The sequence below is a fragment of the Halegenticoccus tardaugens genome (genome assembly GCF_004116405.1).
GTDB classification, from domain to species: Archaea; Halobacteriota; Halobacteria; order Halobacteriales; family Haloferacaceae; genus Halegenticoccus; species Halegenticoccus tardaugens.
In genome coordinates this window covers 567,863-587,745 of sequence record NZ_SDIC01000002.1, presented here as the reverse complement: position 1 = coordinate 587,745, position 19,883 = coordinate 567,863, and the positions used below count along the sequence as shown (strand labels likewise).

Genomic DNA, 19,883 nt, shown 5'->3' with positions numbered 1-19,883 from the left:
TCGGTATTTGAGCGTGATCGATTGTAAGTCTGACCAGAGAGAATTCCTTCCGGCTGACGGTATTGTGAGGTGCTGAACACGCGCCTTCTATTCAGCACGACCGTCAGAAGCTATCATTGATAACGGATTACACCTCATCCTAAAACTAACAGAGCAGGTGATGTAGGTTTACGAAGCTCCCGTACCCGAGACGCATCCATCGCTTAACTAACCCACACCTCCCCCTCCAACTCAATGTGGGGTAGGAGAGAAACACCCCATATCACCCCTCACTCGGCGTGACAACAGTTTCCCGACCTCCCAGCCAACCAACAGAGGTTCAAGACACTTCCCTCCACCGATCACTCACTCACACCACACAATGCTGACGATTATATCCGTTGCTGATGTCCCTTCTCAGTGATGACCCTCTTCGACCTCAGCGGTTTCCAGCGCGACCTCTTGATCGTCATCGCTGGCCACGACCAGCCCTCGGGCCAACAAATCAAAACAGCACTCGAAGACGCCCGTGACGAAGAAATCAACCACGGCCGCTTATATCCCAATCTCGACGTCCTCGTCAACAAAGGCTACGTCGAGAAGGGCCAAATCGACCGGCGGACCAACTTCTATACGATCACCGACGAGGGTCACACCGCCCTCCGAGAGCGTCGCGAGTGGGAAGCACAGTACGTCCAAGAGACCGCACTCGCCTAACCTCGAACGTCACACCAGAGAACCCCCCCCCTCGGTCAGAGTGAATCCTGAGCCCTCACGAGACACCGAGCCTACGTAATGCGGATTTTCTCGCCAACATAGTAGATGTAGCCACGGTTGTGCAGGATATTCAACAGCCCCTCCGCAGACTCCTCGCTAAACTCTGAAGCAATCACTGAGAAAGCTTGCTCACGAGGAAGTTCACCACCCGCGTTCTCGACCGGCGACCGAAGCACCTCAAGCGCCTCTTTGGCCCGCGGTGGGAGTGGTGTTCGAGAGTTCATCACTGAATATGTCTAGAGGTCGCTGCCATAAAGATTCCATCTTCAGGTGATTTTACTGGATCAAACCAATAGCACCAAATCTCAGCCGATTCGGACTACATGTTTATCGTCTTTCAACTCCAAGAGTAACGTTGCCGTTCCCAATTAAGGGCGAGTCGGAGCAGCCATCATGACACCTATCAGTAGAATAGCACAGCCATCACATGTTACCAGACGTACCTTTCTCAGCCTGCTTGGCGCAGCTGGCCTTACACTTAGATCAACAATCCCTGTTCATGCGCAGACCTCAGCGGTTCCGACCGTTCCAGCGTACTACCGGGTTCTGTTAGAGGGTACGACGACGCACGAACAATTCAGTCGAGAAGCACTCCTTCTCGTCTCACCACCGCTGCCGAAGCAAGACTCCTTCGACAACGGCGTGAATGCTCGAGAGATCGCAATTCAATCAGGGAATCCACCGGGCACCCCCGAGGGGGGCGCGATCTGGTTTGCCACGAATACGAGCCTGTACGACGAAGTCGGTATTCCATCGACTATTGATGAGTCATTCATCGATGTCGCTTTCGTTCAGGAAGACCCAGCCCAGAGTGGTCTTGGTATCACTGTCGATGGGCAAGTCTGGGGGCTTCCTGCGGCGCGAAGCACTGTCCTCAACGTGTTCAACTCCCGCACCGGCCTTACCGCCGGCGTGTATCAAATCATCCAGGGGGATATAGTGCTGCAGTTCGCAGATGCTGGGAACACCGTGGTGGGCGCTATCAATTTGATCGGAAATGGGTTCATTGAGCCAGGAACCTACCAGTACACGTCGAATCTGAGTGGCAGTATATTTCAAACTGGCTAACTACTTAACAAAGTTTGTCCCGAATTTGACGTTCGAACGCCAAATTACGTACGTTTAAAAGGTTGTTTCATACGAATGACGCAGGAGAGAGCAGTAGGTCATACAAAGTCTGTCTTACTTTTTCACCAATCATTCTTGTGAAAAGGGGTGGTTCTAATGCTCGTGTGTCATTTCTTAGGCACCACTTTTTCTGCCTCTTGGCTAAATACACACGAACTACTTGGGGGAGTGTCCTTGAGAACCATTCTGACCATGAACTAATTGATCCCTTCTTTGACCATGCTGAAAGGACAAGACGATTGGTCAGACTTTATTAATTTTCTTCATATTTATTTATGCTATGTCATTACCAAGCAAAGAAATGCAAACCATCGGAGGTGGAAATCGTGAAGAAACAGAACTTCAAGAGCGGGACTACAAGCAGACGGAAGTTTCTCCAAGCTGTTGGAGTAGGCGGGCTTGCGGCAATAACAACTCCTGCGGCTGGTCAAGAAACGTCAGGAAGAATTACATAACTCTTCATCTCTATTTTGGGATTTATGGAGTCCTTGGTGTTCCAGCTCTCGTCGCTGCGGTACGAGAAGCGCTCTCTTCAGCGACGCTCTTCTATGGAGGCGGGATCGACGAGTACGACTCGGCGTACGAGATGGCAACCGTCGCTGACACGGTCGTTGTCGGCGATCTCGTCCACGAACACGGTGTCGCAGCCCTCGAAGAGACGGTGTGGGGAGCACACGACGCCCAACAGCACGCGACGTCTGTCTAACCGACGCTCCCCTCCCGACCGCGACCCGCGACCGAATCTCACCACGTCTAGTACTACAATCACGCAAACTATCGTCGTCGACTGAAACCCAGAAAACCTACCGACCCACCCGTGAATCCGCCTGCTCTGGCGGTTCTTCGTCCGTCATCTCGCGAACACTCACGCTGAGAAACACGGAACCTCCCCATTTAGTAGCACCTACAAATCGAAACATTAATAATTGTATTCTACGAACGAACCCGTAGCAGCGAACGCGAAGCATAGGACGGACACCGTCCGGCCGTTGCAGCGACTTTTGGCCGCGTTCTCTCGCCGTTCATCGTATCGTGCTTTCAGCCGTGTCTCACCGGCTGTTCGTGGAGATGGCACCGCCCCCGTACAAGTATCTGTCTCGCCACGACGATAATCATTCACGCGATTGTAGTACCACTTGTTCTGCGTGTTCTCGAAATCGCATGACTGCACGGGTGTACTCCAAATAGCACACCTCTCGCCGACACAACGTAGTACCACTCTGGTCGAGACACCCCTCGAAATCAAGCCAACTCCCCACTCGTCTTGTTGTCCCGCTCACCACCGACCGGCAACAACCCTCCTGATCCCACTCAACCGCTCTCTCCAGCGACTCACTCACCTCACACTCCCACACAACGGCTCAAAAACAACTCACTCCCTTCAGAGACCCAGCGCTGCCGCTCTCGACCAGGCCCACCGACACCGCCACAGGACCTACAGGTGCGTTCGTGTCTTATCAGCGATATGGTGCGCTTCGATCCGCTGCCGATCGACCGGATCAACGGTCGACCGATACGCCTTCACCACACTGACGGCCAGCCGAGTGAAGTGATGACACGGATCCTTTGCATCCTCATCGACGGTGATCTCGAGTTGTCGAAGCGTCCGGGCCGCAACGTCATCAACGATCTGCCGTGCCGTCGCGACAGCATTCAGCACCCACCCAACATCCGCGTGCCACTCACGCTCGGATTTCTGCGTGTCAGTCGCTTCTGCCCACACTCGCCGATCAAAGATTGCCGGCGTTGTCTCTCGAAGAACCTCCGTCGCTTCATCGCATACCACCGCAAGCGCGGTCAAATACCGTTCCTCAGACGTATAGTATAGATCCGACGTCGGCCGGGGGTCCGCCCACAACTGTGTGCGCAGAATGCGACCGTACTCTGTGCGAATATGCTCGCGACCGCGTGTATCGTCCATCCGATTCGTCAGATGCATCGCGTAGGTCTCGACAAGCTCATCGAGCGTCTCCGCACGTACAACGCCATTCACCGCTTGAGAACGCGCCAGCCCAGCAAGGATCCGAGAAGCGGGAACGTGTCGCTGGCGAAGTGTTCGTGCACCCACGCGATCCGGATGGATCACGAGCTCGTCTGACCAGAGTCCGCCAGCAACAGGGTCCGCAACGGCATCGCGAAGTGTCTGCCACGTCAGTTTGGCCCCAGGCGAGGCGAGTTGATCGGGCGTGACAGGGGTCGAGTAGCGGGCAGGATCTCGGTCAGTCGGCTCATAGTCACCGTCGTTTCCAAGCTCAAGGTCGTCGACGGTGAACTCATCCTGCGCGAGCGCCTGCAGGTCCGCAGCAGAAACACGACCCTCTGCGACGTCCGTCCACTCCAGGTCGGGATACAACTCGGTGAAAAGACGCTCAATTGCTTCACGTCCAGCAGCGGCTTCCGAACAGTCGAGCCCGGCCGCAACTGCTTCGATCATCGTCTTATCGCGGTCATCACCGTAGACCTTGATCTGGTTCGTCTTCTTGCCTCGTGCGACGCTCATTGGGACTCACCTGATTTTGCGGTAAGCTGAGCTCCACTTTTCGCGAATGATGCCGGCCCGGAGAGAGGTGGATAGCGCATAGAACACTGAAGTAGACTTTCTAGGCGAGTTCGAGCACTGACTCGGTGTATAGTCGGCGCGTTCCGTCTGCTGTTTCAACCGTCTCGATGTAGATCTCAGCGCACACTCGCCGGTTCAGCGGGAGTGGCATATCGAGCGTGAGGGTCGTCAGTGGACCTGTATTCATGTGAGCCACTGATGAGCGGATGGATCAATAATTCACCGGGGTACACACCTGTGTAACCTCGTGAAACAGCGAGCCGTCGTGCGATTTCTAAATCTTGGAATGACTGATGAGTGACAATTTGGAAAATCGATTTCCCAAATCCTGTTTCCAATCTGTGATCCTGTGATGATATAATTGACATTCTTGACTTAGGCATGGTCAGCTATTAATACATCGATACAGACTGTGGGTGTAATGGACGCGCAGGAGCTTGTCGGGTACTTGACGACGGGAACGGGCTCCCAATCAATTGATCCGCTCCAAGCTCTTTCACTTCTTCGCGAGGACGCCCTTTCGCAGGCAGAACTCGCTACTCAATGTGGTGTTGCACGTAAGTCAGCCAGTCAATTTGTGAAGGAGCTCACTGCTGCACGTCTCGTGACGCAAACAAAGGATGGGAATCGTCTCACGGGTGTCGGTGCAATCGCTCTTAACGTCTACTCTGAGGCCCACACAACGATCGGCGCTCAGGTCCTCACTTCGTTGACCAAATCACCGAGTAGACGAGCTGTCCTGCGAAGGATTGGAACCGCACCGTGTGATCTCGCGGACCTCGCCTCAAACCCAGACCTCCCGTCTCGCTCGACTGTGTACCGCGCGCTCCAAACCTTCCGCGAACACGATCTAATCGCAGAGAACGGCGGGCAGTATCACCTCACGGAGCACGGAGAGCACGTTCTCCAGGAGTACGATGAGCTACTCGCAGCCTTTGAGCAACTCATAGAGAAAAGCGCGTGTCTCCAAGACTTCGACGCTGAGTGCGAGACGTTCCCCGTCCGCGCGTTAGAAGACGAGCGACTTGTGATCGGTCGCCCGTCGGATCCGCTCCGCGAGGTACACGCGTTTATGAATTTCATCAATTCAGTAGATGAGAATGAAGTAACCCACATCCGCGGCTTCTCCTCGTACTTCGATTTGCAGTACACGAAAGCGGTGTTCCGGCTCGTGGATGCTGGTGTCCGTTTAGAGACCGTCATCTCGGAGGAGGCGAGTAAAAATCCACCGTCAGATCCGCAGAGCACGAAATACATCCGAAAAGGGCTGCAAGCTGACAACGTCGAGTGGTCGATTTATCCCGGCGAATTACCGCTGGGACTCATGATTATCGACTCTCAGTGGGTTGTTGCTGGGCCGAAGATCATTGAAGATGCGAGCACTGTTTCTGGGACGATCTTTGTTGAAGACCCAGAGGTTATCGAGTGGGCACATGCGCTATTCGACGACTACCAGTCGCGTGCTCGTGCTCCATTAGAACACCTAGTCTACAAATTCCGCTCTGTCACAGCAGACGCGGCCAATAAGGTTTCACGGTGAACTCTCCCAGAGAAAGAACTATCACGGCGGTTCACCGTATTCCGTTAGGGAGCGGGTATGAGGAAAGACAGTAAACAGGGACAGTACGATACCTCGTTTCATGCTCACCAGAATGCTACTGGCGAGGATCTCATAGAACTCAGTGTCCACTGTGAAAACGCGATCAGTGAGCCTCGTATCCGATGGCGCGCAGAACATGGATCCGTAGCCGGGAAATGGGCTTCTCTGAAACTTCCCGACGAGGCAGGATCGCCATCGCCGGCGCCATATGAAACTCTCGAGGTAGCTGAACCGACGCTTGTCTTTGGTCGGTTCGGTGGTGCGCGTCCAACGCTCTTTGACAAATCTACTGAGTCCCTTTCCCTCCCCGCTGACGTCGCAACGAAATTGAGGGATCGACTCGTCGAATTGGGAACTGTACAAGAGGGAGCTTCAATCAGTGATGACCCAACGGCATTCCCACAGACAATCGTTGATCCTGGTCTCCCCATCGAACCTGGTCGATGGGAGTGTGCTGGGTGGGATTCGACCCAGAAGGTGATGTACTACCAGCTTACGAGAAGCCCGTCACCAGGATCGATTGAATGGGAACGAGAGGCTGTCACTTCTCCACGCCCGTACCAAATCGACGACGGAACTCTTATTTGGCGGAAGCACCATCTCGTGAGTGTCAACGGCTCTGGAGACGAGATCGTAGAAAAACTCGAGCTTGAAGAACGAGGATAAGCCCTAGATTGATCTTAGGCTTCAGCTCTATATTCCGTAGCTCGGCTCCTGTGCTGTGAGAAGAGGTCCTCTGCCCAGTCGCGGAAGCGTCTATCTGTACTACTAAGGCAGGCCCACAAATGACCTGAGTGCTCATTGTACGCGCCAAGGATTGCTTGATCGTCGAAAATCGCAAGGCCGAACTCAAGCCGGGCAGGATGACAATACAACTCAATCGGGAGGTCGTGAGCGGCTTTCAATGAGTGGGGATAGCGGGCTTTCGCCGTCTCGAGAACTGTTGTGTCGACGATAAGGTCGATCGTCGAGCCAGTTTCAAGAAGGGTCTTGTGGATCTCGTTCAGATATGGACTCGCCACTGGTGTGATCCCGACGAGAGTGTCCGGGTCTGCCTCACGAACCCTGTTTGCGTAGAATTCTATCGCCCGATCTGGATCTGCGGGACGGGCTTTCACAGCAACCATATCTCCATGCGCTAACGCGTCAAGTGGAAGTATCCTACCAATGGTCCCTAGTCTATTGACCAACTTGGCATGGGTTGTCACCCAGTCAAGCGCTCCTGTGAATGCTGTGTATGCCTGGGCAACTTGAGCCCCGAGATCCGTTAGCTTGTACTGATTTCTTGAGGGCTGAGTGGCCCAGTTTCGGGTCGTGAATCCGTCGAGAATCCGGGTCAGGGTTGATTGTGACGCGGTGATTGCTGCTTGGAGCGTCGAATACCCAACAGTGGAGTCTAAGTCAGCAAGATACCGAAGCAACGCTGGTCGATGGGGTGACCCTCCAAGGAACTTCGGAGCTTCATTCCCTGCCCGATCGCAGAATTTCTCATATGCACGAAAAACGAGCCGACCTGCTATCGTGAGGCGGACTTTCGCCTCAGTATCGTTCTCGACCCATCGCCACTCGGCCATGTGGTCTAGATTCCGATGAACGGTCACCCGAGTCGTAGAGCGTATCGAGGCGAGCTCGCTTTTTGTTATGGGCACCTCTTGATCTGCCAAGTCTCGGAGTAGATCCATCCGCGCCTGTGATTCGCTGAGAAACGCAAGGTAATCGTGAGGATCCATACACCACTTCACCACCGATCCTCCAGGGGGGCACAGACATGGAGGGCATAGTTACAGCACATATATCATTCTACTATGGCTACAGGTTAAATGTAGCGCCTTAGCAGACAGAGGAAGGTACCTATTGGCAGCTCTCGCCGTTATGTCCACTCTCTTACGACCATCTCTACCGGACCTTTCGGTTGCATCGTAACGACCGGTTCAAGTTCTATAGGCTCGTCCGAAGCTCGCTCGAAGCGATACTGGCGAAGAATCGTCGCGAGGATGAGTTTGATCTCGATGACCGCAATTGTCTTTCCGATACAGACCCGTGGACCGCCTCCAAACGGGAAGTATGCATAGCCAGGTCGGGTCGCTCGTCGTTCTGTCTGCCATCGATCTGGGTCGAACGTTTCGGGCTCAGTGTACCAGCGTGGATCACGATGAGTTACCCATTGGGAAAGGAGTACACCTGCCCCCTTGGGAATTCGATACCCGCCTAAACGGACATCAAGACGAGGCTCGCGTGCCATCGCGTGCACTGGAGGATACATCCGGAGAGATTCTTTGATGATCCGATCAAGAGACGACAGTTCAAAGAGCGTCTCTGGCATGATCGGCCCCTCACCCAAAGTACTCACGAGCTCTTCGTGGAGACGTACCTCGATCTCTGGATGTTCTGCGAGGAGAGTGAGTGTGTACGTAAGTGCCAACGCGGTTGTGTCCTGCCCGGCTAGCAGAATCGTGATCAATTCGTCACGAAGCAGGTCTTCGTCAACGTCTGCTTCGCGCTGAAATGCCCGGAGCATGACCGTCAAAAAGTCCGCTGGCTCTTCTGTCTCGTTGGCAGTGGGGTTGGTGGTCTCTAAGCGTTGATCAACAAGATCAAGCATGTCTTGCCGGAGTCCCTCCAGCCCGGCCTGAAACCGTGGATTCGGTGGGGTAGGTGCCCAGTCAGGAAGGAGTGCTTGGAGAAAGTTTGGCTCGAATTCCTGGCCGAGCGGCTCTAAGTTCTTCCTGATACGCTGTATCTCGGCATTCTCAAACTCAACATCGAACATCAGTTTGCCAATGGCTTTGAGAGTCAGCGTGAGCATCTCAGAATGGATGTCAATCGTCTCACCCGGCCTCCACTCTGCTAGAAGTTCCTTGGTGTATCGCGTGAGTGCTGCGGTTGCTTCTGGGTGGAGCACTCGTTGGATTTGGAAGGCAGGTTGAGCGCGGCGGCGTTGTCGTTCCCAAAGGTCGTTCCCTTCGTTGAGGAGTAGTCCGTCGCCGAGAACCTCGTTGAGGCTGTCTTGAAACGTCGGTTTCCGGTAGTGCGCTGCTTCAGTCGCGAGTACGCGCTGGATATCAGCGGGATTTGCGATGAGATAGAGGTCAGTTGAGCCGACTCGAAACCGAGAGACATCGCCATATGCTTCTCGACACGCCGTCATGAACGAGAGCGAATCGCGGAAAAACTGACGCGTGTTGCCAAGGAGGGGGGCTTGTTTCGGACCTGGCGGAGTCGCTCGCATTATCTCTTTCAAGGGTTGAACGATATAATGTCTTACTCTGATTCACCACTCTCTTGGCACTCAGAGGTGAATCTCAGGCGAATTACAGAGCTTTGGATTTTCCTGGTTACGACTAATACTGTTAATTACCAGAATTCAAATGGCTGCTCCAGGTTTTCTCAAAGTCTCATACTAGCGACAAAGTTCAGTTCAAAAGCGTCTCTTTTGATTTGCTTCGGCTTGATCTGCTGCGTTCAAGATCGATCTGCCGAGAAAACGTGCTTGCTCTGGCGGGATATTAATGAGGAATTCTTGATCGCCGTTCCTGCTGGTAAGAACTACGCCAACACGCCGACCAGTCACCGTCACATTATGACTTTTCCACTCTCCCATACGCTGCGGAGAGCACTTGGATCGTAATGAAGGGTCACTTCACCGCATCTAGAGTATCCTCGACAGCAGTGGGTATCTGATGGGTGTGGCCTAATTACGGAGTGAGTGACCGAGGATATCGGTCAGCGTCGACGAGTCGAGTCCGCAGCGGTCACACGTGAGAATGAATCCTGATTTCCAACTCAGTTGGTGTTTACTGTCTGTACACGCGATTTCAGCAAGTGATTCCCGGCTTGTTTGCTCTGGCCCTGCGCTCATACCGAGGTGTTTGTCTCTGTCGGTGTGAGTCCTTCGGCGTCCTCTGTCGTCGGTTGCTCACCGCGTTTTCGAGTTGTATTTTCTGGTGTCTATAATTCTCTATCTTCTGATAGATTTATAGGATCCGGGATTTCCCCGCTATTGCTTACCGACGGTTGATTGGGTAGCTATTGTATTCGGTAGAATCAAATCAGGCTATATCAAGGGATATATTTATAGCTCTTCTGACTCATTATGGCTTGTATGTCCCAACCACACGAATCTGATACATCGACGGACGAGCCGGGATTCACCGAGTTGGTCGACCGGCTCGGGCAACACCGTTATGACTTGCTGATGGCACTGTCTCGCGCCGGGGGGAATCGGTCGAACACAGCGGAGTTGCGAGAGGCGACAGACGTCCCATCGGGGAGCGTTACGCACCATTTAGAGACGCTCGTCGAGTGGGGACTCGTCGAGGAGACGGGCGATCGTGCCTACCACGGCCGGGGCGGATCGAAGGCGAAGGTATGGGCGCTGACCGACCGCGGCGAGGACTTTGTGACGCACCTCCGGGAGACGGACACCGACGGGACACCGTACTCACCGTTAGCCTCGCGGGATGCAGAGATCGCCGAGCTGCAACGCCGTGTTGACGGCCTGGAGCGGAAGAATGCCGAGTTAGAGGAGACGGTCGAGAGGCTCAAAGAGAGCACACGGCGAGCTATCGAGGATCTGGAAGATATGATTCAAAGCGAGCAGGAATAGCCTGAAATGCGATCGGAGAGGGTGCAATACTTCATATTGCGGCCTTGTTGAAACTCTCAAGAGATGATATGCTTAGGAGTCGTGCTGAATACAAGGCGCGTATCTTGCATCCGAAGCCATACCGAACCCACCGATATCTACGCCCGCGTAGTTATCGAGGGCGACTATCCCGCTTGAATCGTGCCTACGACTCCCGTCCTTACCGCAACCGGGACAAGTACTGCTGCTCGTACATCGATGGCTAGAACGACAGCAGGTGGAATCTCGTCACGAGGAGTCCGGCGGTGAGATAAATCGCTGGCCCGATAAATCTCCAGAGTGGATCGTCAACCCGGAAGAGATGTGTCAGGATGGCCCCGGCCATCGTGGCGACGATTAACAGTCCGCCGAGAACAGCGAAAATCGGCGCGAACACGAGACCGATAAGCAAGCCAAGACCCCCAAAAGCCTCGATGCCCCCAGTAACGGATCGGAACCACTCTGGATAGCCATACCGGTCGAAATCCTCTACCACCAAGTCAATGCCGATGAGCTTCGCAATGCCCGCAGCCAGCATAATGAGTCCGAGCAGCCCTTGCACGAGGGGGATGACTGTTGCAATTGTGCTCATAGTCTACTATTCTCACGCGATTCGGACGGGTGTTCATTCATAACGTTCTACTCCTCTCTCCGACGAGAGGTATGGATCTGCTACGCTGGTTGAGACTACGGATTTCCCCGTGAATATATTCACCTTTTTAGGCACTAGGAAGTCTGTTAAGCCACTCGCCAGCCAACTCCGATGGTATGGTCCGTGTACACCTGAAGGTCGAGATCGGGGCAGACGACGACAACTGGCTGGCTGGTGTCTCGACCGACTTCTCGGACGCCGAGTTCAAGATCCTGACGAGCCAGCCCGTAGACGATGGTGTGCTCGAACTGATCGAAGTAACGACATCGGATGGGGACGCCATCGTTCGTCGGTTCGACGACGCACCAGAGGTACGCTCGTACGAAGTGCTCTATTCCGACGACGGGATGGTACTGATTCAGTTAGTGTTTCCGATGCCGTCAACGTATGAGGCGCGGCATTCGATGGAGATCCTTCCGCGATTTCCTATTAGCATCCGAGACGGATGGGCATCCGGTGAACAAACTACCTCACAGGAGCAGTTGTCGGAGTTAACTACCGAGTTGGCGGCGGCTCACATTCCGTACGAGATACTGTCGCTAACCCACTCATACGACTCGAACGGGCTTCTGACCGAGCGCCAGCGGGAGGTCATCACTGAAGCGGTTGAACGGGGTTATTACGACAGTCCTCGCGGCTGTACGCTCGTCGAACTTGCAGAAACATTGGGGGTCAATCAATCGGCAGCTAGTGGTGTCCTCCATCGAGCTGAAGGCCGGATTATCAAGGAATTCATCTCGTAGGCGGCGACAGAGGTAGACGAATCGCTCTTGTCTCATCCGACTGTCGCAGGACCACCGATGACGAATTTAGCGAGAGCTGCACCGCTTGTAGATACTACGTTGTTGAATGCATCCTCTCGGCCTTGTTTAGACGCTCCAATTCGAGCGTGTCAGAGCTGGTGCCGACGAAGAACAGCTCGGATATTCTGGAAAAGCGAGTGAGAGAGAACCCATCGGTCACCTGATTCCGACGGCCTGGCCGTTCTACCGAGAACAGTGGATTGTCACTGCCTCGGTGCCAGGCCAGCACTCCCGATGATTTTCCATACTCCCGGACCTTATCCACCGAGAGAGCCGCTCTCTCCCGCGTCTAAACAAGGCCCATCCTCTCTATTCAGCACACCGACCGTATCAACCACGAAATGGTTCAACAAAGTCCATAGAGCTTTTATGCGGCCCACGGCGGCTCGGTCCGGTCCCCGAGATATCTGATCTGTCACCAATCGAGGTGTCCACTCGCCCGCCGGCGGTCGGCCGATGGCGAGGTGTCATCGCTGTCGCGCTGCGCTGGCGTCTGTTGCAACCTTTCCTTCTGTTTCTCTTGTTCCTCGTCGGAGTGCTGACCGAGACTTGTGAGCGGGACCATGACGCCATCGACAAACACGGACAGATCGTGCGCGGTCAGCGTCTCGTCCTCGTCCCTGTCCTCGCGGACCGTCGGGACGACGAGGATGATCCAATCCTCTCCAGGCGTCGGCACCTCGCCGTCGAACTCGCGTTCGGGAATGATCGGCGTCTTCACTGTGCGGAGCTCGCGGTCGTCCGCTGCGGCGGCCTCGCTGGCGACGACGTCGTACGCCGAGGCGTCGGTGAAGATGCTCTCAGCGTCGGGGAATCGAGCGTGCTCGGTGCCGTCGCCATCGCGAAGGATGTACTCGCCCGCTTCGGTGCGGACCCACACGTCCTCCCTGGCGCCGGTACGATAGGCGCGCTCGCCATTGATCGAGAGCGGGCGGAGGTTGTAGAAGCGCGTCTCCCCGGGTGCCGAGTGATTCTTATGAGCAAACGCGGGCTCCGAGACGAGTGTTTGCCACACGTCCGGCGCTACGTCCTCGCGGCACATGAACAGACACCGCTTTCCGTCGCGATAGGCGGCGGCGAGGTTTCGCACAGTCTGGCCTTGCTTCGTGTTCCCGGTCGATTTCTCGGCCTCGAGGACGGCCTCTCTGCCGCCGGTGAGCTGTGCGACGAGTGGATGTTCATCTTCGAAGCGGGCGAGCGCTGCGGCGGCGTCGACGGCGTCAGCGTCCGCCGGGAGATCGAGGAGTGGCGTCGGGTCGATGGTGCCATCGGGAAGGCTCACGGAGCCGTCGCCTTGCTTTGCGATCTCGACGTCGACGCCGAGGTCGGTCAGCGCGGGATAGGCGTCGCGAAGGACAAGCGCGTGAAGCGCCCCGCCGCTGCTCTCGTCGTCGCCGACGTCGTGGATTGATGAGACAGTCGCGTCGCCAACGGAGAGCCACAGCGCGCCGTCTCGCTCCTCTTCGGCGAGCATCCCGTCAGGTATCGGCTGAAGGACGTGCCGCCAGAGTTTCTCGTCGGTGCTGATGTCGACACTCGTCGGGAGCTCGCCATCGAGGGTGGCATCGACAGCACCCCGTATGGCGTCGGCACAATCGACGAGGGGAACCCGAGAGTCATTCCCTGGAGTGCGAAGCGCGGCGTCGTACACCGCCTTACAGGCCGCCTGCTGCACGGCCTCGCTGCGGAGCACTGTGCCGGTCGACACGCGGCCGTCGCCGTGTAGCAGGAGATCTCGTTTGATCTCCTCGTTCGACCGTCGCTTTCGACCGTAGCGTTTCTGAGCCGCGTGGATGAGTGCCTCCGTCTCCGCCTCGTCGCGAACGTCGAGGACGTCGACCGCGGGCTCGAGCGTCTGCACTTTGAACGAATCCGTCTTCTCGTCGTTCTCGTCGTACGTCCGCATGTAGATCCGGTATTTCGACAGCTCGCCGATATCCTCCGGCGTAATGTCCGTCGAGTGCTGTGGGGCGATCGCCTTCGCGTCCATCGGGTCGCCCGGGTCGAAGGTGAGGAAGGTCTTACAGTTCCCGTGGATGGCCCGGCGAATCCCCTCCGGAATGCCGATCGTATCGTCGCCGCCCGTCTCGAGGTTCTGCGCAGCGAGGGTGAGCGACAGCCCGAACGCCCGGGCTTCTCGCAGGATGTTGTGAATCTTCGACTCTTTGCTGACGATTTTGTCGAACTCGTCGATCACCGCGTAGAAGTTCGGCGGGTCTGGTTCGGTATCGGAGTAGGTTTGCTCCCGAATCGCGACCCATATCCGGCGAATGAGCGCCGTGGCGATCATCCGCTTCGCCGATTCCGACGACGAGCGATTCCGGACGACGATAATCTTCCCGTCGCAAACGGCGTCCTCGATCGAGATGGTACTCTTCGGGTGTGAGACGATAGAGCGCGTCGTTCCACTTTCGACCCACTCTTTCAGTCGGCGAATGAGCGGCTCCAGTTCGTCCTGGCTCATGTCCGCAACGACGTCTTGGGCGTAGTCCTCGATCCACTGAATGCGTGCGTCGCTCAGCATGTCGGCGTACTGCTGGCGCCCGTCCTCGTCGAGGAGTGCGTAGTACATGTCGAGCAGCGTCACGTCCTCTGCGGTCCGGACCTGCCACTCGGCGAGCCCGCGAACCACGTTCCGAGTAACGCCGGACATACGTGCTCCCCATGCCGCGTCTGGCCCGGTCGACTGTGCGAGCAGCGCCTCGAGGTCGTCGGCGAGTGATTCGACCGCTGACTCAAACGCTTGCGAATCCGGGTCCGGGTCGCGTAGCGGCACCTCGAGGAAGTTGAAGCCGACCTCGTACTCGGCGTCCGCACCAATATCGAGGAAAATCAGGTCGTCCTCACGACCCTTCGGCACGAGTGAAACGACCGCGTCGGCGTCGTCGCCCTTCGGATCGAAGAACAACCCGCCGTGTCCTCGCTGCATGATCTGACGGAAGTAGTTCTTCAGGAGCGTCGTCTTCCCCATCCCGGTCGACCCACCAATGAACTGGTGCACCGACAGCGCGTCCGGGTAGACGCCGGCCTCGACGCCGTTCCGCGTCCCAAAGCCGTACCACACGGGCGCCGACGGGTCCGTATCCGAAAGGAGCGCCCGCTGCTTGTCCTGCCGTGGCGATGTCGCCCGGTCGAGTCCGACCGCGTCAAAGTCGAACCGGGGAGTGCGCGGTGGCACGCCCTTCCCGGCGGTTGTCATCGAGTAGTCGGCCTGTTGGGTGTTGAGATCGGTCGGCACGTGGCAGACGCCGGCGAGGGTGTCCGTCGCGAACACCATTCCACGATCGCGCCACTCGCGAGCTGCGGCGCGTTCGAACAGGCCGGGGAGGTTCTTCGCCGAGTAGAACGTCGGTTCGAAGCCCTGCTCATATTTCGAGTTGTAGAACTTGCGGTACATCCCCGCCGTTTCCTGCACGCGAGAGACGGCTTCGTCGGCGTCCTCCGAGACAGCGAGGATTCGAATGTTCAAGTGGTAGCCTTTCTTCCCGTATTGGTCGGCGACGACAGCAGCGGCTTTCTTGTGTCCGTTCGTCGCCGGCATGTGCTTCGAAAAGTCGGCTTTGCCCTCACTCTCGCCCGGCGTGAAGGCACGGCCGATCTCGTCGAGGATCGCTCCTTTGTCGAACGTTGTCTGCGGCTTCGTCATGCGCTCGACGGTCTGCTCGATTCCGGCGAACCAGTTCTTCCCCTCACGGCCTTCCGTCGAGAAGGCCGGGCGAAGGACGAACTGCACGAGGACGTCGGCGTCGGGCGTTTCGGGAGCCCCCACCATTTCCGATGTAATCGAGTCGTATGGGTCCTGAGCAAAGTGATCCGGGTCGATTCGGAAATGCTTGATCGGCTTGAAGTAGTCCGAATCACGGAGTGAGAGGCGCGCCCCGGCGACGTACATCCCCGGTTCGATGTCCATGAACGTCGGCGCGGCCTCGAGGATATCCGAGTCGGGATAGTACGTTTTGAGCTGCCGGAGCAGGCGACGCTTCGTTTCCGTGTCCCCCGGGACAAAGCGGAACTGCAGTATCTCGCTGTCGTCCGTATAGTGCAGTTCGAACGTTTGGGGCGGTGAGCCGTTCTTCCGATTGAGAAAGCCGGAACGGCGGACGTCGTGGAGGGAATTGAGCAAGCGCTCCCCGCGCTCGATGCCGTCCTCGCCGCGGTACGGGCGAATGCCGAGCACTGGCCGATTCTCCCGTTCGACGTGCTCGCGAAGGCTCTCAGAAAGCTGTTCGTCGACCTTGTAGGCGTCGGGTGTGTTGCGTTTGAAGAGTCCCATAGCTCGCTCCTCCGGTTAGTCGTCGGCCTCGACGGGGCGGCGATCGGCGCGGTCCTCCGGTGCGTCCACTGTCTGCCCGTCGGTGTCATCGGCGCCGCCGTGGTCAACGGTCGCCCCTCGAGGCGGTCGCTGCCAGCGCCAATCGTCGGTTTGGTCGGCGAGCCACCGATAGAGGTCGTCGCCGTGCTTCGTCGGGTCGTAGCGAACGAGCGCGAACTCGCACGGATTGAGCGAGTCCGACATTTCCACACGAATGGGATAGGAGCCTTCCTCGTCGACGCGGAGCAGCGCCTCGGAGTAGCCTTGTCCCTCCTTCCCGGAGGCAGCATTTTTGATGTAGTCGACCTCCGCCTCGGTGAGATCGAGTTCGTCGGCGAACCCGGCGTCCATTTCCTTCAGGTACTGGTAGATTTGGATGCTCATGTTGTCGAGAATCACTTCCGCGGTATCGGTCAGTCCCCCGTCCTCGTTCGTCGCGAAGAACTCGCTCACCGTTTGCGTCGAGAAGATCACCGACAGATTGTAGTGCCGAGAATGGCGGACCGTCTGCTTCAGGAACGCGAGGTCGGAGGAGTGTTTCGTCATATAATGCGACTCGTCGATGGCAAAGAGCGTCGGGACGCTGGAGGACTTGACGCGCTCGTAAATCTGCGAAACGAGCAACTGCATCATGAGCCCGCGATTGGCGTCCGAATTGTACCGCTGGAGGTCGAGGTAGACGACGTCGTTGCCCTCGAGGTCGATATCCGTCGGCTTCGTCAGATTGTGGTAGACCTCGCCCCGTTCGAACGCCTGAATATCGTTGTTAATCACGTCGATGGCGCGTTGCTTCCAATCAGACACCGTCTCGGTGTCCTCGTCGAGTGTATCGTCGACGAACTTCCCCGGATCGCTCACCATCTCGCGAATGATCGTAAAGACATCCTGGAGCGTCGGCGGGTCCTCGCCGAATGTGACCGTTCCGTCCTCGTACTCGCGGTACCCGGCCCGGTCGTACGCTTCTTTGATTGCCTTCCGCCACACGCCTTGTTTCCGACCGAGTGAGAGTCCGGCCTCGTTGCCGTAGAACGTCTTCACGAACGTCATGGCGCGCACCTTCGCGTCGCTGACGGGCGTGTACTCGTCGTCCGCAGCGCGGCGGTTCATGGCCTCTTCCGATTCCGCTTCGATGTGTAGCGGGTTGATGTGCGTGTTTCCGCCGATGATAACGCGCTCACCGTCGAGTGCCTCCGTGAGTCCGGCGAACTCCTGGAGCGGATCACAGAGGACGAGCCGGACGTCCTCGTCGAGGAGTTTCTGTCTGAGCAGGAACGTTTTGAGCGTCGTTGTCTTCCCGGAGCCGATCGTTCCGAAGATTCCCATGTTGTAGCCGGTTGAGCGCTGCCGGAGGTCGACGACTGTCGGCTCGTTCCGTTCGGCGTGCGTGCCGATCTCGACGCCGCGGGGCTCGACGAGGTTATCCGACACCCACGGCAGGAGTGCGGCGAGGCCGTCGCCGGTCATCTTCACATCGTCGTGCACATCGTTCTTGCACGCGGGAGCGGCCGTCTGCCACCCTTTCAGGTGGTTGTACGTCAACTCCTTCGCGGAGGCATTCAACTCCTTCAATCGGCTCTTCGTCTTCCGGACGACGTCGCGAAGGCGGTCAGTGTCACCGCAGCGAATTTCGATGTAGGTGTTCGTCTCAAAGAGTCCCGTATCGGCACGTTCGACGGATCGCTTCACGTCTCGCGCCGCTTCCCATTGGTCGCGCTTGCGGTCAGCGAGCGGCGAGTCGCGTTCTTCGGCGTGTTCGGCTTTCAGTCTGAGTGACGTCTCCGCCGATTTGAGTTTCTGCAGCTCGTCGGCGACATTCTTCCCTTCAAAATGCGTGCTGACCGTCACTTGCACGCCCGGCTCGTCGTAGGTGAGTAGACTTTCGAGCATGCCGATCGGCGGCCGGGCCGGCCAGTCACGAATGACGAGCGTCGCCGAGTAGGTATCGCCGTCGAGCGCGAGGTGGTACGGCGAGGAGCGGTCGACTATCTCAGGCGCCAGCAGGGACCGGTAGTTAGCCTTGAGTGCATCGTCGTCGAGTGCAATGCCATCCTCGGCGGTCGAACCCGGGGTGAGAGCGGCGATCATGTCCGGGCTCGCGTCGGAAGGCGGAGAGACTGGCCCGGCGATGGGGCGCCGGGCGTCGGGGGACGGACGTTCGTTACGGGCTGCCCGTTCCGCGGCGAAGGAATGACTGACACTGTCGCCGCCGGCGTCGTCCCCCGTTCCGTTCTTCGCGAGGTGAGCATACGAAACGTTCGGGTCCGGATCACCGGCGAGGACGTCCCCCCTGTCGACGTCGTCCTCCAGCAGCGGGACGGGACTCTCCCGGACGGTCGCGCTAAAGTCGGCGAACTCGTAGACGTCGTCTGTTCGATAGTAGTTCGCGAGCACGCGGGAGAACTCCGTCGACGACAGCGGCGTGGCTTTGATTCCCTCGAGGCTTTGGACGCTCGTCGCGACGTCCTCGACGCGCCGCTGAAGCTCGTCGAGCAGCTCGCGGACGTGTTCCGGGTCCCCCCGTTGTTTCCGGAGCTTTCGCCATTCCACGATCGCGCCGACACCCGGGACGTTCGCGATTCCGCCGCCGTCGCTGGAGACTGTTGTGACCGCTTCCTTCGGTTCGACGGCGACGAGGAAGTAGTGCTCGCGCTGCATCGTCGTATCCTGGTGCAAGCCGATGACCGCCGCTCTCTCGCCCGCCACGTCGGCGAGCAAGCGCCGGGACAGTTCACTATCGGCGTCCGTGGCGTCGGTCGCGGCCTCGAGGAGATCGCGCTCACGATGCTTGAACCGAGCGCGGCGGTCCGAAAAGTCGACCGACCGCATGGGGTTGTACCACTGTGCCGGATACTCGACGGTCGAGGCGAGCACGCGAGCGAGGCGATCGACCTGCCGCTGCCACTCGTCCTCTTCCTTCAGACTCATGTTCGCCGGCGTGATTCGAACGGCGCCGATGAGCGCTCCGTCGTCGCGTTCGACCGCGTAGCGACGGCGATACGGTTTCTTTACCGGGACAAGCTCTTGTGTCGGTTCATACTCGCCGCTGCCGATGATCGGATAGCCGCGGACCGCAGGCAGACGAGCGAATCTTCTGATGAGACTGTTCGGTTCTGGCTGTTCGATAGTACTGGTTTCAGGATTCATGTCGTGCAAAGCAGTCGGTTGCTGAGTGTGGTGCTCGACGATTTTCCGGACGTACGGACCGGCAGAGAGATGATCCGGCGTCATAGCGATCGCGACGAACGCGCCGACGACAGCGAGCCCGGTCAGAACGAGCATGATCTGCCACGGCCCGTCGGGGAACGCGAACGACGACGCGACAAACAGCGCGAGTGCCGGCGAGAGAAACGCTAAGAGCCCAAAGATCGAGAAGCCCATCCAGTCGGGTTTCTCCGAGAAACTGCCGAGTACTTGGCGCTGTCTCGGCTCGTCGGGTTCAGACGCCATG

The 19,883-nt window shown here is 57.4% G+C and carries 15 protein-coding genes; 8 read left to right on the top strand and 7 right to left on the bottom strand.

What is annotated here, in order from left to right:
• Nucleotides 1-402 precede the first annotated feature (402 nt).
• Nucleotides 403-696, top strand: a complete 294-nt coding sequence (locus C3L37_RS06920; protein WP_129113869.1) for a PadR family transcriptional regulator — start codon at nt 403-405, stop codon at nt 694-696.
• A gap of 71 nt (nt 697-767) precedes the next feature.
• On the opposite strand, the gene C3L37_RS06915 is transcribed toward C3L37_RS06920, so the two are convergent.
• On the bottom strand, nt 768-980 hold the full coding sequence (locus C3L37_RS06915) for a hypothetical protein (RefSeq protein WP_129113868.1): 213 nt from the start codon (nt 978-980) through the stop codon (nt 768-770).
• Between the two features lie 169 nt (nt 981-1,149).
• On the opposite strand from C3L37_RS06915, the gene C3L37_RS06910 reads away from it, so the two are divergent.
• From C3L37_RS06910 to C3L37_RS24775, 3 genes are all read left to right on the top strand, one after another.
• Entirely contained in the window at nt 1,150-1,824 is a 675-nt protein-coding gene (locus C3L37_RS06910; protein ID WP_129113867.1) for a hypothetical protein, read from the top strand.
• Between the two features lie 335 nt (nt 1,825-2,159).
• Entirely contained in the window at nt 2,160-2,339 is a 180-nt protein-coding gene (locus tag C3L37_RS25695; protein WP_394345780.1) for a twin-arginine translocation signal domain-containing protein, read from the top strand.
• A complete protein-coding gene (locus C3L37_RS24775; RefSeq protein ID WP_267195307.1) occupies nt 2,336-2,590 on the top strand; it encodes a geranylgeranylglyceryl/heptaprenylglyceryl phosphate synthase in 255 nt (84 codons plus the stop codon). Before C3L37_RS25695 ends, C3L37_RS24775 begins: the two co-directional genes overlap by 4 nt.
• 729 nt (nt 2,591-3,319) lie before the next feature.
• On the opposite strand, the gene C3L37_RS06900 is transcribed toward C3L37_RS24775, so the two are convergent.
• The gene (locus C3L37_RS06900) at nt 3,320-4,384 is read right to left on the bottom strand and encodes a hypothetical protein (protein WP_129113865.1); all 1,065 of its coding nucleotides are present in this window, start codon (nt 4,382-4,384) and stop codon (nt 3,320-3,322) included.
• Between the two features lie 481 nt (nt 4,385-4,865).
• Here C3L37_RS06900 and C3L37_RS06895 point away from each other — a divergent pair, with 481 nt between their 5' ends.
• Complete coding sequence (locus C3L37_RS06895; protein WP_129113864.1) at nt 4,866-5,984, top strand: transcriptional regulator FilR1 domain-containing protein; 1,119 nt, start codon at nt 4,866-4,868, stop codon at nt 5,982-5,984.
• Between the two features lie 57 nt (nt 5,985-6,041).
• Nucleotides 6,042-6,710, top strand: a complete 669-nt coding sequence (locus C3L37_RS06890; protein WP_129113863.1) for a hypothetical protein — start codon at nt 6,042-6,044, stop codon at nt 6,708-6,710.
• 14 nt (nt 6,711-6,724) lie between these two features.
• On the opposite strand, the gene C3L37_RS06885 is transcribed toward C3L37_RS06890, so the two are convergent.
• The gene (locus tag C3L37_RS06885) at nt 6,725-7,774 is read right to left on the bottom strand and encodes a helix-turn-helix transcriptional regulator (RefSeq protein WP_129113862.1); all 1,050 of its coding nucleotides are present in this window, start codon (nt 7,772-7,774) and stop codon (nt 6,725-6,727) included.
• A gap of 140 nt (nt 7,775-7,914) precedes the next feature.
• Nucleotides 7,915-9,273 (bottom strand): cytochrome P450, encoded by a 1,359-nt coding sequence (locus C3L37_RS06880; protein WP_129113861.1) that lies wholly within the window; start codon nt 9,271-9,273, stop codon nt 7,915-7,917.
• An 873-nt stretch (nt 9,274-10,146) separates the two neighbouring features.
• Between C3L37_RS06880 and C3L37_RS06875 the strand changes: the two genes are divergently transcribed.
• Nucleotides 10,147-10,650 carry a MarR family transcriptional regulator gene (locus C3L37_RS06875; RefSeq protein WP_164974698.1) on the top strand — a complete coding sequence of 168 codons (504 nt, stop codon included), beginning with the start codon at nt 10,147-10,149 and terminating at the stop codon, nt 10,648-10,650.
• Between the two features lie 241 nt (nt 10,651-10,891).
• On the opposite strand, the gene C3L37_RS06870 is transcribed toward C3L37_RS06875, so the two are convergent.
• Complete coding sequence (locus C3L37_RS06870) at nt 10,892-11,260, bottom strand: DoxX family protein (RefSeq protein WP_129113859.1); 369 nt, start codon at nt 11,258-11,260, stop codon at nt 10,892-10,894.
• A gap of 176 nt (nt 11,261-11,436) precedes the next feature.
• On the opposite strand from C3L37_RS06870, the gene C3L37_RS06865 reads away from it, so the two are divergent.
• Entirely contained in the window at nt 11,437-12,063 is a 627-nt protein-coding gene (locus C3L37_RS06865; RefSeq protein ID WP_129113858.1) for a helix-turn-helix domain-containing protein, read from the top strand.
• Between the two features lie 475 nt (nt 12,064-12,538).
• Here C3L37_RS06865 and C3L37_RS06860 read toward each other — a convergent pair whose 3' ends face one another.
• Together C3L37_RS06860 and C3L37_RS06855 are read right to left on the bottom strand one after the other, a co-directional pair.
• Nucleotides 12,539-16,396: a type IV secretory system conjugative DNA transfer family protein gene (locus tag C3L37_RS06860; protein WP_129113857.1), complete on the bottom strand. Its 3,858-nt coding sequence runs from the start codon at nt 16,394-16,396 to the stop codon at nt 12,539-12,541.
• A 15-nt stretch (nt 16,397-16,411) separates the two neighbouring features.
• Complete coding sequence (locus C3L37_RS06855; protein WP_129113856.1) at nt 16,412-19,882, bottom strand: VirB4 family type IV secretion system protein; 3,471 nt, start codon at nt 19,880-19,882, stop codon at nt 16,412-16,414.
• Nucleotide 19,883 lies beyond the last annotated feature (1 nt).